This window comes from Thioclava kandeliae (assembly GCF_040297545.1).
Lineage (GTDB): Bacteria > Pseudomonadota > Alphaproteobacteria > Rhodobacterales > Rhodobacteraceae > Thioclava > Thioclava kandeliae.
The window spans coordinates 117,003-133,617 of record NZ_JAYWLC010000006.1 but is presented as its reverse complement, the minus strand read 5'-3'; the positions used below and the strand labels follow the sequence as shown (position 1 = coordinate 133,617).

At 60.7% G+C, this 16,615-nt stretch carries 12 protein-coding genes; 7 read left to right on the top strand and 5 right to left on the bottom strand.

The annotated features are described in order from the left end of the window. The first annotated feature begins 55 nt into the window (after positions 1-55). Both VSX56_RS09710 and VSX56_RS09705 read left to right on the top strand, forming a co-directional pair. Complete coding sequence (locus tag VSX56_RS09710) at positions 56-832, top strand: HAD-IIB family hydrolase (protein WP_350936703.1); 777 nt, start codon at positions 56-58, stop codon at positions 830-832. 1 nt (position 833) lies between these two features. Beyond that, positions 834-2,060, top strand: coding sequence for a glycosyltransferase family protein (locus tag VSX56_RS09705; RefSeq protein WP_339113935.1), 1,227 nt, complete (start codon positions 834-836; stop codon positions 2,058-2,060). Between the two features lie 39 nt (positions 2,061-2,099). Here VSX56_RS09705 and VSX56_RS09700 read toward each other — a convergent pair whose 3' ends face one another. Together VSX56_RS09700 and VSX56_RS09695 are read right to left on the bottom strand one after the other, a co-directional pair. After that, positions 2,100-3,848: a sugar phosphorylase gene (locus VSX56_RS09700; RefSeq protein ID WP_339113936.1), complete on the bottom strand. Its 1,749-nt coding sequence runs from the start codon at positions 3,846-3,848 to the stop codon at positions 2,100-2,102. Positions 3,849-4,063: 215 nt separating this feature from the next. Further along, positions 4,064-5,089: a DUF2793 domain-containing protein gene (locus VSX56_RS09695; RefSeq protein WP_350936701.1), complete on the bottom strand. Its 1,026-nt coding sequence runs from the start codon at positions 5,087-5,089 to the stop codon at positions 4,064-4,066. Positions 5,090-5,259: 170 nt separating this feature from the next. Between VSX56_RS09695 and VSX56_RS09690 the strand changes: the two genes are divergently transcribed. Further along, positions 5,260-6,225, top strand: coding sequence for a KpsF/GutQ family sugar-phosphate isomerase (locus tag VSX56_RS09690; RefSeq protein WP_339113938.1), 966 nt, complete (start codon positions 5,260-5,262; stop codon positions 6,223-6,225). 24 nt (positions 6,226-6,249) lie between these two features. After that, complete coding sequence (gene kdsA, locus VSX56_RS09685; RefSeq protein WP_339114446.1) at positions 6,250-7,080, top strand: 3-deoxy-8-phosphooctulonate synthase; 831 nt, start codon at positions 6,250-6,252, stop codon at positions 7,078-7,080. A gap of 9 nt (positions 7,081-7,089) precedes the next feature. Here the strand turns inward: kdsA and VSX56_RS09680 are convergent, their stop codons facing one another. Then, positions 7,090-7,638 (bottom strand): hypothetical protein, encoded by a 549-nt coding sequence (locus tag VSX56_RS09680; RefSeq protein WP_350936698.1) that lies wholly within the window; start codon positions 7,636-7,638, stop codon positions 7,090-7,092. A gap of 227 nt (positions 7,639-7,865) precedes the next feature. Here VSX56_RS09680 and VSX56_RS09675 point away from each other — a divergent pair, with 227 nt between their 5' ends. From VSX56_RS09675 to VSX56_RS09665, 3 genes are read left to right on the top strand one after another with little or no spacing between them, the layout of a single operon-like run. Continuing rightward, positions 7,866-9,206: an NAD(P)/FAD-dependent oxidoreductase gene (locus tag VSX56_RS09675; protein WP_350936695.1), complete on the top strand. Its 1,341-nt coding sequence runs from the start codon at positions 7,866-7,868 to the stop codon at positions 9,204-9,206. Beyond that, complete coding sequence (locus VSX56_RS09670; RefSeq protein WP_350936693.1) at positions 9,203-9,946, top strand: DUF1365 domain-containing protein; 744 nt, start codon at positions 9,203-9,205, stop codon at positions 9,944-9,946. The genes VSX56_RS09675 and VSX56_RS09670 overlap by 4 nt, the downstream gene beginning before the upstream one ends. Then, positions 9,946-11,103 carry a class I SAM-dependent methyltransferase gene (locus VSX56_RS09665; RefSeq protein ID WP_339114447.1) on the top strand — a complete coding sequence of 386 codons (1,158 nt, stop codon included), beginning with the start codon at positions 9,946-9,948 and terminating at the stop codon, positions 11,101-11,103. Before VSX56_RS09670 ends, VSX56_RS09665 begins: the two co-directional genes overlap by 1 nt. Here the strand turns inward: VSX56_RS09665 and mtgA are convergent. Both mtgA and gltB read right to left on the bottom strand, forming a co-directional pair. After that, the gene (mtgA, locus tag VSX56_RS09660) at positions 11,100-11,864 is read right to left on the bottom strand and encodes a monofunctional biosynthetic peptidoglycan transglycosylase (protein WP_350936691.1); all 765 of its coding nucleotides are present in this window, start codon (positions 11,862-11,864) and stop codon (positions 11,100-11,102) included. The two genes, VSX56_RS09665 and mtgA, sit on opposite strands and share 4 nt — an antisense overlap. Positions 11,865-12,001: 137 nt before the next feature. Then, complete coding sequence (gltB, locus tag VSX56_RS09655) at positions 12,002-16,540, bottom strand: glutamate synthase large subunit (RefSeq protein ID WP_350936688.1); 4,539 nt, start codon at positions 16,538-16,540, stop codon at positions 12,002-12,004. Positions 16,541-16,615: the final 75 nt, after the last annotated feature.

Genomic DNA, 16,615 nt, shown 5'->3' with positions numbered 1-16,615 from the left:
GGCATTGAACTGTCACCTACGCGCGATACACTTCCATGAAACATAAGGGTAGCGCATGACGATATTGGTTTTCACGGATCTCGACGGAACGCTTCTGGACCATGAAACCTATAGTTTTGCGCCCGCGCTTCCCGCGATCAGAGCCCTGAAGGAACGCGGTGCGATCATTGTGCTCGCCAGCTCCAAGACCGCGCCCGAGATTGCCGACCTGCATGATGCGCTCGGGCTCGGCGATATGCCAATCATCGCGGAAAACGGTGCCGCGCTGATGACGCGGGACCAGATCACCACACAGAGCGATGCCTATCGCGATCTGCGCCATGCGCTGGACGGGCTGCCCGGGGAATTGCGCCGTTGTTTCACGGGGTTTGGCGATATGGATGTGGCTGGAGTTGCGGCCTCGACCGGATTGCCGCTCGCGCAGGCCGCGAAAGCCAGGGCCCGGGCCTTTTCCGAACCGGGGATCTGGACGGGCAGCGAGGCGCAGGAAGAAGCGTTTGTTTCCGCTTTGTCCCGTAGCGGGATTTCGGCACGGCGGGGCGGGCGCTATCTGACGCTATCTTTTGGGGGCACTAAAGCGGGGCAGATGCAGGCGGTCATCGACCGCTACCGGCCTGATCTGACGATTGCTCTGGGGGATGCGCCCAATGACCGCGAGATGATCGAGACTGCCGATATCGGGGTGGTGATCCACAATACCCATGGCAACGGTCTGCCCGCGCTTGCCGGAGAAAAAGACGGGACCATAAGGCGAACACAGGCCGAAGGCCCTGCCGGATGGAACGAGGCGATACTGGCGATTCTTGCCGATTACGAGAAAGAGGAGGGCTGACATGGCCGATTTCCAACAAAACGGGAACATCACCCATTTCCATAATCTGCGGAGCCGCTCGAACGAGGAGCTGGTCTACGAGATCAGCACCTATGCGCAGAGCCGGAAGATCTCGCTGATCCTGCCGAGCCTCTATTCCGAACTGGAGGGGCCGGCACTGGCCAATATCGTTCAGGAACTGTCCAAGGTTTCCTATCTCAACCGGATCATCATTGGGCTCGACCGTGCAGACGAGGCGCAATACCGCCATGCGCGCAGCTTCTTTGCGGATCTGCCGCAGAAGACTACCGTGATCTGGAATGACAGCCCGCGGATGAAGGCGCTGTTCGAGCGGCTGGAGGTGCTGGGCTTGGCGCCACAGGAGCCGGGCAAGGGCAAGAATGTTTGGGGCTGTATCGGCTATCTGATCGGTTGTGCCGATAGCGCGGTGATGGCGATCCATGATTGCGATATCGTCACCTATAACCGCGAGCTTCTTGATAGGCTTGTCTATCCGGTGGCCAACCCGTCTTTCCCCTATCAACTGTCCAAGGGCTATTATGCGCGGATCGGCAATGACAAGCTGAACGGGCGGGTCACGCGGCTTCTGGTCAGCCCGATCCTGATCGCGCTGAAACGGGTGGTGGGAGATCGTGATTACCTCGATTACCTGCGGGCGTTCCGCTATATCCTGTCGGGCGAGTTTGCCATGCGCACGCAGATGCTGCCCGATCTGCGTATCCCGTCGGACTGGGGGTTGGAGATTGGTGTGCTGTCCGAAGCATGGCGCAATCTGGGACGGGGTGCGATCTGTCAGGTGGAGATCGCCGACGCCTATGACCACAAGCATCAGGAGACGAGTCCCGAGGATGCGAGCGCCGGTCTGAATCGCATGTCCTCGGATATCTGCAAGGCGCTCTATCGCAAGCTGGCCGCCGATGGCACGGTCTTTACGCCGGAGATGTTCCGCACGCTGAAGGCCACCTATTACCGCCGCGCGCTGGATCTGCTGGAGGCCTATTACAATGATGCCAAGATGAACGGGCTGCGCGTGGACCGCCATGGCGAGGAGCAGCATATCGAGCTGTTTGCCGAGAATATCGTGAAGGCGGGGCAGGTGTTTCTGGAAAATCCCGAGGAGCGCCCCTTCATCCCTACATGGAACCGCGTGAATGCTGCCGATCCGACCTTCATCGCCGATTTCCATAAGGCCGTGGCGGAGGACGAGGCCGAGTTTGCCCCTGCCTGATCCGAAATGGATGCCGGGCTCTGGCGCCCGGCTTTCAGCTTATGCGCGGTTGGTGATCCAGCGACACTGATAGGGCGCCATGGTGAGCGTGGTCTCCGGTCCGCCATCGATCAACTCGCCTGACAGGATATCGAACCAGCGCTGTCCGTCGATCAGATTGAGATCGCCGGTTCTGACCGTCACCTCTTCATCGCTGACATTATGGATCGCGAAGATAGACTGTGCCCGATCCAGCGACTGGCGCCAGATGCCGAACAAACGGGGATCGAGATGCAGGGTAAACTGCGTGGCATTGGGGTGGAGCGCGGGCTGGCGGGCGCGCAGGCGCAGACGCTCGGACAGGGCGCTAAGAACGCGGCTCTGGTTGCTCTCGTAATCGGCCAGCTTGGCACGGAGTTCGGGATAGAACCATTTGTGACGGTTGATCGCGCGGTTCATGCCGCGCCGTTCCACGGCTTCATGGTCATTGGGGGTGGCCAGCATCGAGTGGATGTAGAAGGCGGGAATACCCTCGAGCGACATCACGATGGTCTGCGAGCACAGGAAACGCTTGATATGGAACTCGTCTTCGCCCTTGAAAGTGCGGCCCATCGCCTCGAAGAAACCGCAGTTCAGCTCGTAGGGGCTTTCCGACCCGTCGGGTAGCGAGCGCATCGACACCAGGCCGCCGATTTCGCGGATCGTGTCGATGACCTTCTCCTTCTCGGCCTCGGGCAGAACCCCTTCGGCGGGGCGCATTCCGATCCCGTCATGGCTGGCGGTGAAGTTGAGATAGGCACAGCCCAGAGGTGCGGGAGGCATGGTGCGCTGCCATTCGAGCAGATAACGGGCGGTGCCCGACATCATGGCATGCAGGATTAGCGGTGGCAGCGGGAAGTTATAGACCGCATGCGCCTCATCTCGATCCCCGAAATAGCTAAGGTTCTCGGCCTTGGGGACGTTGGTCTCGGTCAGAAGGATGACGTTCTCGGCGGCATAGTCGCATAGCAGGCGCATCAGTTGGATGATCGCATGGGTCTGGGGCAGGTGGATACAGTTGGTCCCAACCTCTTTCCACAGGAAGGCCACCGCATCGAGCCGCAGGATCTGCACGCCCGCATCCACATGAAGGCGGATGATGCGCAGGATCTCGAGCAGGACCTCGGGGTTGCGGAAATCGAGATCGACCTGATCATGGCTGAAGGTGCACCAGACATGACGTTTGCCATTGGGCGTATCCACGGCCTGCAGCAGCGGCGTGGTGCGCGGGCGGGTCACCTGGCTCAGATCATCCGAAGGCCGCGCCTCGTAGAAGAACTTGTCGAACGGGGCCTGCCCTTGCCGGTAGGCATTGAACCACACTCCCTGACTGGACACATGGTTGAGCACCAGATCGGACATCAGGTGGAACTCGGACCCGATCCGGCTGATATCAGGCCAGTCTCCCAAAGCCGAATTCACCTTGCGATAATCGGTGACCGCGAAGCCGTCATCGGAGGTATAGGGGAAGAAGGGCAGGATATGGACGCCATTCACCACGCCCTTCATATAGCTCAGAAGGAAGTCATTGAGGAGATCCAGCGGTTTATGGGCACCATCGGTGATCGAGTCGCCATAGGTGATGAGCACCGCATCCGATTGGGACCACAGGTTGTTGCCCGGAACACGGGGCCGTTTGCGCCGGTGCGTGCCTTCGGGCCAGAACGCGTCAATGACCTGACTTGCCATAATATCGGGATCGAAATCGGGATAGACATCTTCGAGAAGGTCGGCAATGCGGGCGCTCAGGGAACCGTTGGTCTTGGACATACGCGGGTGTTGCTCCGGGAAATGACTGGAAAAACCGTTGTTTTCCCGATCCTAGGGCAGTCTGGCCGGAGAGGTCCAGCAGAGAGCGCGCTTCACCCGTTCATCCATCAGGGGGGCTGCTGAAATTTTGGGCTCGCGCGACGTAGGGGCCTTGTCCATCACAAGAAAAAGCCGCCCCGAAAGGACCGGAGCGGCAGTGCCAAAGGATTAGGTGCTTAAAACCATCGGCCTATGGCCGTTAGCCTGATTATGCCTCCATCGGTAAGGGACTGGTATGACATGGCTGTAATGCTGCAGCCTGTCACCGCGGCGGGACCATGCCCCATCCATGTGCCGGAGGTGGCGATACTGCCAGTGATGACAGGGGCCGTGCTGAAGGCTGCCGGATAGGTCCAAGGCAGGGCGGCGGATTGGAAGAGGCTGCCCGCAGCGGTAGAGATTGCGCCGATCGTGATCTCGGGCGAGAGGCAGAGCATCAATCCGCTCGCCAGTTTGTAATAGCTGCCATCCGTGGTCTCACCGCGCTCGAACAGTGCGCCCGCCGTCTGGGAGACCGTGCCAAGAATGGCCGAACCGCTCAGGGCTGTATCGATGACGGCCCCTTGTGGCAGGCGGGCCTGTCCGCTTGTGGCCTCGAGTGACAGCGCTGTGGCCCAGCTTGAACCATCCGCGCTGACCTTGATGGCGAAATCATCGCTGCCCGCGCAGCCCATCTCGGCACGACCCGACCATCCGGTCTGGAACAGCAGGCTGCCGGTGTTTTCCGCCAGCGCTTTGTTGATCTTCAGCTGGTGGCTGGTGCCGGCATGCGTCAGCAGCGTGGCCTCCGACGCCACCGCCAGCCGGTTTGTGTCATCGGCTGCCGTGCTTATACCAAGGCGCTCGACCTCCAGCGCGCCGGAAAACAGCCCAGTCCATTGCGCGCCCGTCCAGATCAGCGATTGCGCCTCATCCGCGATATAGGCCTGCCATCCCGTGCGGGGCGGGTAAAAGCGCCAGGCCTCACCACCCCATTGCGCCACCGCCCCCTCATTGCCTGCCCATGCGCCGGTCGCGCCAACGGGGAGGATATAACGTGCGCCTGTCTCGGGGGTGGCGGGCGGCGTCATTATGCTACGGCTCGTCACAGAGAGTTGGACGAGCGCATCCAGAATATCGATCGCCTCGTTATGGGTGACATGTTTCTGGGCTTGGGACGCCTGGATGAAGGGCAGGGACAGGTTTGCGGAAATATCGGACATCGGGTTCCTCACATGCCGGAATGCGTTATCCGAAGCTTAGGTGGCAAAATGTGACCCGTTCTTTAGTCCTCCGTGCGCAGGGTGTTGCGCTGGGCATTGCGCTTGTGCTCTGTGGCTATCGCAGGCGCAACGTGTTACCACCTGCGCGAATTTGACTGCGGAGTGCCCTTATGGCCCAATCCATCAACGCATCCGAGAGCCTGCGGGTCGCGCGAGAGGTTCTGACCATCGAAGCTGACGCCCTGCGCGATCTTGCTTCCGAGATGCCTGCCGATTTTGTGCCGGCGCTTGAGAGGATCATGAAGATCAATGGGCGTGTCATCGTCTGCGGGATCGGTAAGTCGGGCCATGTCGGGCGCAAGATTGCGGCAACGCTGGCCTCCACCGGCACCCCCTCGTTCTTCGTACATGCGGCAGAGGCCAGCCATGGTGATCTGGGCATGGTGACCGAGGCCGATATCTGCCTGCTGATCTCCAACTCGGGCGAGACTTCCGAGCTGCGCGATATGATCTACCATACCCAGCGGTTCTCGATCCCGCTGATCGCGATCTCGTCGAACCCCGAGAGCACGCTGATGAAAGCGGCCGATTACAGGCTGACGCTGCCCAAACTGCCCGAGGCCTGTCCGATGGGCATGGCGCCGACCACCTCGACCACGCTGACACTGGCGCTGGGCGACGCGCTGGCGGTGGCGCTGATGGAGCTGCGCGGGTTCAAAGATACCGATTTTGGCGTCTTCCACCCGGGCGGCAAACTGGGGGCGCAGATGCGTCGCGTCTCCGAGATGATGCATGCCGATGCCGCGCTTCCCTTTGTAGATTACACAGCGCCGATGTCCGATGTGCTTCTGGAAATGAGTGCGAAGGGCTTCGGCGTTGCCATCGTCATGAAGGACGGCAAGCTCTTCGGTGTGATCTCCGATGGGGATTTGCGGCGCAATATGGACGGGCTGATGCAGGCCGATGCCGCAAAGGTCGCAAACAAGACACCGGTCACAATTGCGCCGGATACTCTTGCAGCCGAGGGGCTGGCAATTCTAAATCAGAAAAAGATCTCGGTGCTTCTGGTCGTCGAGAATGAAAAGCCGGTAGGTCTGCTGCATGTGCATGATTTCCTGCGCGGCGGCGTGATGTAGGCCATTGGTCGGAAGGGACGAATGATGAGCGTAGATAAAATCGTCACCATCGGTGATATCGAAATCGGCGGGACTAATCCCTTTGCCCTCATCGCGGGGCCTTGCCAGCTCGAGAGCCTCGACCATAGCCGTATGATGGCCGAAAAGATTGCCGAGGCCTGCGCTGCGACCGGCACGAAATTCATCTTCAAAGGCAGCTACGACAAAGCGAACCGGTCGTCGATCAGCACCCAGCGCGGGATTGGCATCGATGAGGGTCTCGGGATCCTGTCGAAGATCCGTGAGGAATTTGGCTGTCCGGTGATTACGGATGTGCATGACGCACACCAATGTGCACCCGTGGGCGAGGCCGTTGACGTGTTGCAGATCCCCGCATTCCTCTGCCGTCAGACGGATCTTCTTCTCGCAGCAGGCGAGACCGGTCGGGCCATCAACGTGAAGAAGGGCCAGTTTCTGGCGCCTTGGGATATGGAAAACGTCGCCAAGAAGATCGCGTCGACCGGCAACGAGCGGATCATGCTTTGCGATCGCGGCACGTCCTTCGGATATAACACGCTGGTGACCGATTTCCGCGGTCTGCCGATCATGTCGCGCACGGGCTATCCGGTCGTCTTCGATGCGACCCATTCCGTGCAGCAGCCGGGCGGGCAGGGCACCACTTCGGGTGGCCAGCGGGAATTTGCGCCGGTTCTGGCGCGCGCGGCCTGTGCGGTTGGCGTTTCGGCACTGTTTATCGAGACCCATCAGGATCCCGACAACGCCCCCTCCGACGGACCGAATATGATCCCGATTACCCAGATGGCTGATCTTATCGGTGAACTTTCCGCCTTCGATCGGGTGCGTAAGGGGCTGTAAACCAGCCCCTTAGGCCTCCTGCTCGAAGAAGATGAAGCTGTCAGCGCTTTCGAAGCTGAGGGCCGCGTCATCATACTGATCGAGCGGATCCAGTTCTGCCATGCTGTCAAGCGCACCCTCTGCGACCAGATTGTAGTCGTAATCTCCGGCGGCAGTTGCTCCAGCACCGGCGCTCGGCATCCAGTCAAAATCCGCAGCGTCTGCGAGTGCGGTGGCGCCGGTTGTGCTGGGATCTGCTGTAAAAGCATGGTTATCGTCGAGCAGGACACTGATATCTGCCGTGTAGAAGTCGTCTCCGGCTTCCATCATCATGAGTATTTCAGCCGTTGTAATGGGCGCTTCTTCGACATCATCGATGATGATCGGCTGTTCGACCTGAATCGTCTCGGGATAGTCGATACTGACAGTTGTCGGAACCGACACGAACGCGCCGAGGCTGAAGGCCGCTTGGGCCGTATTGCCGAGTTCTGCTTGGAAAAGGCCGATCAGGCCACCCAGATTGGGCGATGCGGAAGCAGCATGCTCCGTCATCCCCGGACTAATAACAGTGCTTTCCATCCTTCACTCCCTGAATAAATTCCGTAGCGTCAGGATGCGCGTTATGGGTTTATGAAATACTTATGAGGCAAGCTTAGGTTGAGTTAGGATAGATAAACTTTGCAAGGCACTGGGAGCGGGGCGTTCTTACGTTCCAAAGTTTTCCGTAATTAAATGCCATCTGCGTGAAACTTGTGCCCATTGCATGACGTATCTTGTAGCATGAGGCGTAAATCACCGGAGAAACAATGTCCCTAGATGTATCTGCGAATCCTCTCCTGAGGCCGCGAGTCGCCGTTATCGGAGGCGGGATTTCGGGGCTTTCGGCCGCTTGGGCGCTGAGCGGGAGCTATGACGTAACACTCTTCGAGGCCGAGATGCGGCTTGGTGGCCATGCGCGCACGGTGATGGCGGGCCGATCGGGGCAGCAACCCGTTGATACCGGTTTTATCGTGTTCAATTATGCCAATTACCCGCATCTGACGCGGCTCTTCGATACGCTTGATGTGCCGGTGATCCGCTCGGATATGAGCTTCGGAGCCTCGATCGACGAAGGGCGCATCGAATATGCCCTGAAGGATCTGCGCGGACTTACCGCCCAGCGGCGCAACCTCCTGCGTCCGGGCTTTCTGCGCATGGTACGCGATATTCTGGCCTTTAACGCACGCGCGCCCGAAGTTGCGGCCCGCGATGATCTGACGGTGGACGAACTCATCGGGCAGATGGGGCTCGGGCAATGGTTCCGCGACTATTATCTCCTGCCGATCTCCGGAGCGATCTGGTCCACCCCCTCGCAGGAGATCGGTGCCTTTCCTGCCCGCTCTCTGGTCCGGTTCTTTGAAAACCACGCGCTGCTTTCGGCCACGGGACAGCACCAGTGGTGGACTGTGAAGGGTGGTTCTACACAATATGTAGAGCGCCTGTTGCGGGCTCTGCATTTGCGGGGCGTGGATCTGCGATCCAGGACGCCAGTCACGTCCGTCAAACGGCATAGCGAGGGCGTGACGGTCAGCAGTGCAGGCATGCTTCCCGAAGATTTCGATCAGGTGGTCATGGCTTGCCATTCGGATCAGGCGATGCGGCTTCTGGCTGATATGGATCCTGTCGAGCACCGGCTCCTTTCGGCGATCCGATACCGGCCCAATGATATGGTCCTGCATTGTGACGAGGCGGCGATGCCCAAGCGGCGCGCCTGTTGGTCATCCTGGGTCTATCAGGCCGATCACCGTCATGAGGAAGCAAAGCTCGGCGTCAGCTACTGGATGAACCGGTTGCAGCAGATCCCCGAGAGCGATCCGCTTTTTGTCAGCCTCAATCCGCAATTCGCGATCGACGAGCGCAAGATTTACGATAGCAAGACATTCTATCATCCGGTGTTCGACCGCGAGGCGGTGGCGGCGCAAGCGGGCATTGCCGCGCGTCAGGGTCTGCGCAATACATGGTTTGCAGGCGCATGGCTGCGTCATGGCTTCCATGAGGACGGGATCGCCTCTGCCATGAGGGTGGCCCGCGGGCTTCTGCCGCTGGCGCAGCAGTCTCCACTCCTACCCGCAGGGATGGGGCGACCGGAAATCGGGGCAGTTGCATGACCGACTATTTGCCAGGTGAAACGGTGCATGTGCGCCGCGGCGCCATCGGTCACCGTTTCCGCTATCCGGTCGAGTATCTGTTTCTCGATCCCGAGGCCCCCGTTGGGCCGCGTTTTTTCTCGTATAACCGCTTCAACCTCTTTGCCTTCCATGACCGCGATCATGGCGGGGAGCGTGGCGCAGGCCAAGGAGCGGCGTGGGCACGACACGCCTTTGCGCAGGAGGGGCTGAGCGGCCCCTACCGGCTGCGCCTACTGGCCCAGCCGCGCATTCTGGGCCGTGTCTTCAACCCCGTCTGTTTCTGGATGGCCTTCCGCGGGGATGACCTGATCGCCGTGATTGCCGAGGTCAACAACACCTTCGGCGACCGGCATAGCTATCTATGTGCAAATGCCGGTTTTTCGCCCATCCGGCCCGCCGATGTGTTGGAGGCGCGCAAGATCTTCCATGTTTCCCCTTTTCAGGACATCGGCGGGGGCTATCATTTTCAATATGCAATTACGGCTACCCATGTGGTGATCCGGATCGATTTCCGTAACGGCGCGGAGGGGCTCATTGCGACCTATCGCGCGCCGAGGGTCGAGCTGACCGATCGCCGGATCGTCGGGGCCGTGCTGCGTCGCCCTTGGGCACCTGTGCGGATTATGGCGCTGATCCTGTGGGAGGCGCTCCGGTTGAAACTCAAAGGCGCGCGCTATCGCGATAGACCCGCCCCACCAAAGGAAGAACTGACCCGATGATGCCTTTCCTGAGTAACCGCCTGCGTCGCGAGTTTCTGGATACCTGTCAGGCCATTACCCAAGGCAGCCTCACTCTGCGTACGCCCGAGGGCGACATCCATCGCTTCGGTCAGGGTGGGCCCGAGGCCGATCTGGTGCTGCATGACTGGTCGGTGGTGGCGGCCATCGCCTCGCGCGGTGATATCGGTCTGGGCGAGACCTATGTGGCGGGGCTGTGGGATACGGCCTCCATCGAGAACCTGCTCACCGTGGCGCTCCTGAATTTCTCGGCGCTCGAGAATTACGCCTTTGCCAGCCCGTGGCAGAACCTGAAATTCCGCCTGATCGACCGGATCGTGCGGGCCAATTCGGTGAAGGGGGCCGCGCGCAATATCCGGGCGCATTACGATGTGGGCAACGAGTTCTACCAGCTCTGGCTCGACGAGGGCATGAGTTATTCCTCGGCGTTATTCACGCCCGAGGATAATGATCTGGCCCGTGCGCAAAACCGCAAGCTGGACCGAATCCTCGGTGGTTTGGGTAATGGCGAGCGGGTGCTGGAGATCGGCTGTGGCTGGGGCCATTTTGCCGAGCGTGCTGCCGAAAGCGGGCGCCATGTGACCGGCATCACCATCTCGCCGTCGCAGAAGGGCTATGCCGATGCGCGTCTGGATGGCCGCGCCGATATCAAGCTGCAGGATTACCGCAAGACCGAAGGGCGTTTCGATAATATCGTTTCCATCGAGATGATCGAGGCCGTGGGCGAAAAATACTGGCCGACCTATTTCGGCACGATCCGCGACCGGCTGAACGAAGGGGGCCGCGCGATGATTCAGGCGATCACCGTGTCGGATGCCTATTTCCCGAAATATCAGGCCAGCTCCGACTATATCCGCCAATACGCGTTTCCGGGCGGCATGCTTTTGTCGGATGGCAAGATCCGCGAACAGGCGGCCAAGGCAGGCATGAGGGTGCAGGAGGTCTTTGCCTTTGGTGAGGATTACGCCCAGACCTGCCGCATGTGGTCCGAGCGGCTGCGGGAGCGTGCGGCCAAGGCCACTGAGTTGGGTTACGGGCAGGAATTCCTGCGCGGCTGGCATTATTACCTCGAGGCCTGCGCCGCAGCCTTCCGCACCCAGCAATGCGATGTGGTGCAGGTGCAGATGGTGCGCGTCTAACGCTCGAAACACTCCGCGCGGCCGTCACGCTCGATCGTGGCGGCCCCGTCCATGATCGCATTCGCACGACGCGACAGGAAGGCCGAAGGATGGGCTGCATCGCGCTCCTTGGGGTTTGGCAGCACAGCCGCCAGCAACGCCGCCTGACGGGCTGTCAGCTTGTCGGGCGTGGTGCGGAAATAGCGGAAAGCCGCGGCATTGATCCCGAAGACGCCTTCATCGAACTCGGCCACGTTCAGATAGACCTCGAGGATGCGGCGCTTGTTCCAGATGAACTCGATAGCAGGGGTCAGGGCCGCCTCCATCGCCTTTCGCAGCCACGAACGCCCCTGCCAGAGGAAGACGTTCTTGGCGGTTTGCTGACTGATTGTGGAGGCGCCGCGCGAGGAGCCCTCATCGATCACCTTGCGGATCGCGCGCATGTCGAACCCCCAGTGACGGCAGAAATTCGCATCTTCGGCCGCTACGGCAGAGCGGGCCATGACCGGCGCGATATCGTCCATCGCGGCCCATTCATGATCGATGCCACCCAGACGACGCGCTTCGCTGAGCATGGTGATGGTCGTCGGCGGGTTGATAAACTTGTAAAGCACCACCACCGCCAGCACGGCGGCCAGCAGGATCAGGACGCCGCGCAGGACATGGGCGCGCAGCCATGCCACGGCGGTCGCGCGCGAGAGCGGCACCGATGCCTTCTTCGGGGCCGGTTTCTTCTTCACCGCTTTGGCGGTCTTGGGTTTGGAGCTTTTCGGTTTCGCCATGTCGCCATAAGTCCCTGAGCCTGCGGACAGGTCAAGCCTTCTGCCACGAAACGCGGCCAGATGCAGCCCCAAGGCCGCAGTTACCCACATGAAATTTTCATGGAAAAACGGGGCCGCTGGGGCCCCGTTCCATTATATTACTCTGCCGGAACCGCCTCGGGTTCATCCGAGAGCGGATAGGGCAGGGTCTGCAGCATCTCTTTCGGGCAGACCTGCAGGAAGTTGAGACGCTCGGTCTCCCAGTTCTGCAGGATGTCCGCGGCCTTGACCGAGCGGGTCTCCTCGTAATGACGCTCGATAAGGCCCTTCAGCTGAGCTTCCCAATGGCTATGGCCGATACCGCAGGTCACAAGCGATTCCGGATTGATCAGGTTTTCGGCCAGACCATCCGGATCGTAGAGATAGGCCATACCGCCCGTCATCCCCGCGCCGAAGTTCGCGCCGATCGAGCCAAGGATCACCGCCACACCGCCGGTCATGTATTCACAACCATTGGTGCCACAGCCCTCGATCACGACCCGCGCACCGGAGTTACGCACGGCGAAACGCTCGCCCGCACGGCCTGCCGCGAACAGGTAGCCATCGGTTGCACCGTAAAGCACGGTATTGCCGATGATGGTGTTCTCGGAGGCTTTCAGCGGCGAGATCATCGGCGGACGCACCACGATGATACCGCCCGACAGGCCCTTGCCGACATAGTCGTTCGCATCGCCCGACACCTCGATCTTGAGGCCCGGTGCCGCGAAGGCGCCCAGCGACTGGCCGGCAGACCCCGTCAGCTTCACCGTCAGATGGTCGGGCTGCAGCGCGTTGCGCATCCCGAAATTCTGCACGATGTGGCTCGAGGCGCGCGTCCCGATGGTGCGGTGCGTGTTGCGCACGGCATAGGAGAGCTGCATCTTCTCGCCTTCGTCGAAGAAGCGCGCGCCGTCACGGATGATTTCGGCATCCAGCGTATCGGGCACATAGTTGCGCGGCTTCGAGCGGTCATAGACGATCTTCTCCCAGCCATCCACGGTCAGCAGAAGCGGGTTGAGATCGAGATCGTCCAGATGGGCCGACCCACGCGAGACCTGCGTCAGAAGGTCGGCACGACCGATCACCTCATCGAGTGAGCGTGCGCCGATGGAGGCGAGGATCTCGCGGACTTCCTGTGCGTAGAAGGTGATCAGGTTGACGACCTTATCGGCGGTGCCGGTGAACTTCTTGCGCATCTCGGGGTCTTGGGTGCAGACGCCGACAGGGCAGGTGTTCGACTGGCACTGACGCACCATGATACAGCCCATCGCGATCAGGGCGGCGGTGCCGATACCGTATTCCTCGGCACCCATCATGGCGGCCATGACGATGTCACGCCCCGTGCGCAGACCGCCATCGGTCCGCAGCGTGACGCGGCCACGCAGGTTGTTCATCGCCAGAACCTGATGCGCCTCGGTCAGCCCCATCTCCCACGGCAGACCCGCGAATTTGATCGAGGTCGCCGGAGACGCGCCGGTGCCGCCATTATGACCGGACACGAGGATGACATCGGCCTTGGCCTTGGCCACGCCAGCGGCAATCGTGCCAACGCCCGAAGACGCCACCAGCTTCACCGTCACCTTGCAGCGCGGGTTGATCTGCTTGAGATCGTAGATCAGCTGCGCCAGATCCTCGATCGAGTAGATATCGTGGTGCGGCGGCGGCGATATCAGCGTGACACCCTTGGTCGAGTGACGCAGACGCGCGATCAGGTCGGTGACCTTCATGCCCGGAAGCTGGCCACCTTCACCCGGTTTCGCACCTTGGGCGACCTTGATCTCCAGCTCTTCGCAGTGGTTGAGATATTCGGCGGTCACACCGAAACGGCCCGAGGCCACCTGCTTGATCTTGGCGGACGGATTGTCGCCATTCGGCTCCGGCACGAAGTGGGCCGGATCCTCGCCGCCCTCACCGCTATCGGATTTCGCACCGATACGGTTCATCGCGACGTTCAGGAGTTTGTGCGCCTCGGGCGAGAGCGCCCCCAGCGACATGCCCGGCGTCACGAACCGCTTACGAATCGAGGTGATCGATTCCACTTCCTCGATCGGGACGGGCTTGCCCAGCGGCTTCACGTCCAGAAGGTCGCGGATATGGATCGGCGGGTTGGCCCGCATCATGGTGCTATACTGCTTCCACAGGTCATAGCTGGCGCGGTCACAGGCGGCTTGCAGCATATGCATACCCTGCGCACCCCATGCGTGGGTCTCGCCCGAACGGCGCGATTTGTAGAAGCCGCCGATCGGCAGAACGTCCTGACCACCCAGCCAGCCCAACTTGTGGACCTCTTCCAGCTTGTGCTGGATGCCGTGCAGACCGATGCCTGAAATACGCGAATGCATGCCGGGGAAATACTCGGCCACCATGGCGCGCGACAGACCCACGGCCTCGAAGTTCAGACCACCGCGATAGGAGGAAATCACCGAAATCCCCATCTTCGCCATGATCTTCAGCAGGCCCGCATCCACCGCATCGCGGAACTTGCGCACGGCGTCGAGCAGGGTGCCTTCGATCAGGCCACGGTCAATACGGTCGGCCAGCGTATCCTCGGCCAGATAGGCGTTGACCGTGGTTGCCCCCGAGCCCACCAGAACCGCGAAGTAATGCGGGTCCATGCATTCTGCCGAACGGACATTGATCGAGCAGAACGTGCGCAGGCCCTTGCGGGTCAGCCAGCTATGCACGGCCGAAGTCGCGAGGATCATCGGCATCGCGATCTTGTCTTCGGACTGATTCTCGTCGGTCAGAACGATGTGGCCGGCACCCGAGCGCACGGCATCTTCCGCCTCGTTGCGGATACGGGCCAGACCGTCACGCAGCGCTTCCTGATCCGCACCGGCAGGGAAGGTGCAGTCGATGATCGAGATATGCTCGCCGAAGATCTCCGCCATCTTGTTGAACTCTTCATTCGCGATGAAGGGCGTATCAAGAATGAGGATCTCGGTCTGGGCGCTATCTTCGTCCAGCACGTTCTTGAGGTTACCGAATCGCGTCTTGAGCGACATCACGCGGTTCTCGCGCAGCGAGTCGATCGGCGGGTTGGTCACCTGGCTGAAGTTCTGGCGGAAGAAATGGCTCAGGGGGCGGTATTTCTTGGACAGAACGGCAGGCGGCGTGTCATCGCCCATCGAGGCGATGGCTTCTTTGCCATCCTCGGCCATCGGGCTCAGGACCTGCTCGATATCTTCGACCGTGTAGCCTGCCGCCATCTGGCGCTTACGCAGCTCGGCGCCGGTATATTTTGCAGCCTCGGGCAGATCGCGCATCAGCTCGGACAGGTCGGTGACCTTCTGGATCCAGTCACCGAAGGGGCGCGAGGCGGCCAGTTTGTCTTTCAGGTCGGTATCGTGGTAAAGCTTGCCCTCGGTCATATCGACGGCAATCATCTGCCCCGGACCAAGTGCGCCTTTTTCCACAACAGTGGCCTCATCGGTCGGCACCATGCCGACTTCCGAACCGGCAATCAGCATGCCATCGCCGGTCACCACATAGCGCAGCGGGCGCAGTCCGTTCCGGTCCAGACCACCGCAGACCCAGCGGCCATCGGTCATCGCAAGCGCGGCTGGGCCGTCCCACGGCTCCATCACGGCGTTGCAATAGCCATACATGTCCTGCCATGCCTTGGGCATCTCGTCGGTCGCTTTCGACCAGGCTTCGGGCACCAGCATGGTTTTCACCATGGGCGCGATACGGCCCGAACGAACCATCAGCTCGAACACCGAATCCAGCGCACCCGAGTCGGACGACGCGGCGGGGATCACCGGCTTGATGTCTTCGGCCATATCGCCAAAGGTCGCCGAGGCCATGCGGATCTCGTGCGATTTCATCCAGTTGATGTTGCCCTTGATCGTGTTGATCTCGCCGTTATGCGCCAGCATACGGAAGGGCTGTGCCAGCCACCATTCGGGGAAGGTGTTGGTGGAATAGCGCTGGTGGTAAATCGCAAAGGACGACTCAAAGCGGTCATCCTTGAGGTCGGGATAGAATTCCGCAACCTGCTCGGCCAGCATCATGCCCTTGTAGATGATCGAACGCGTCGAGAGCGAGCAGATATAGAGGCCCTTCAGCTGGGCCGCGATGGCCGCTTTCTCGATCCGGCGGCGGATGATGTACAGCTCGCGCTCGAACTGCTCCTCGTCGATATCCTTCTCGTTGCGGATCAGGATCTGCTCGATCTCGGGGCGGGTGGCGTTGGCCTTGTCGCCCAGGCAGGAAGTGTCCACCGGAACGTGGCGCCAGCCATAGATATAATGGCCCATGCGTAGAACTTCGGATTCGACGATGGTCCGGCAGTGTTCTTGTGCGCCAAAGTCGGTGCGCGGCAGGAAGACCTGACCAACGGCGATACGCTTGTCCATATCCGGCTCGTGGCCGGTGCGGCGGATCTGGTCGTGGAAGAAGGGGGCAGGGATCTGCACATGGATACCCGCGCCGTCACCGGTCTTGCCGTCCGCATCCACGGCACCGCGGTGCCAGATGGCTTTTAGCGCGTCGATGCCGTTTTCCACGACGCGACGCGAGGCTTTCCCGTCGATCGAGACAACAAGCCCCACACCGCAGGACGATTTCTCGTCATCCGCCTTGTAGAGCGAGTTTTCCGACATCCATTTACGCTTGGCTTCCTCGTGGGCGACCCAGGCTTCATCATATTTGGTCATGTCTGCCTCCTTGGGAGAACGTAGTGCACCGGCGGTAAAGCGCGGCGAATTCAGGGATGGCTTGCGCCAAGGGGT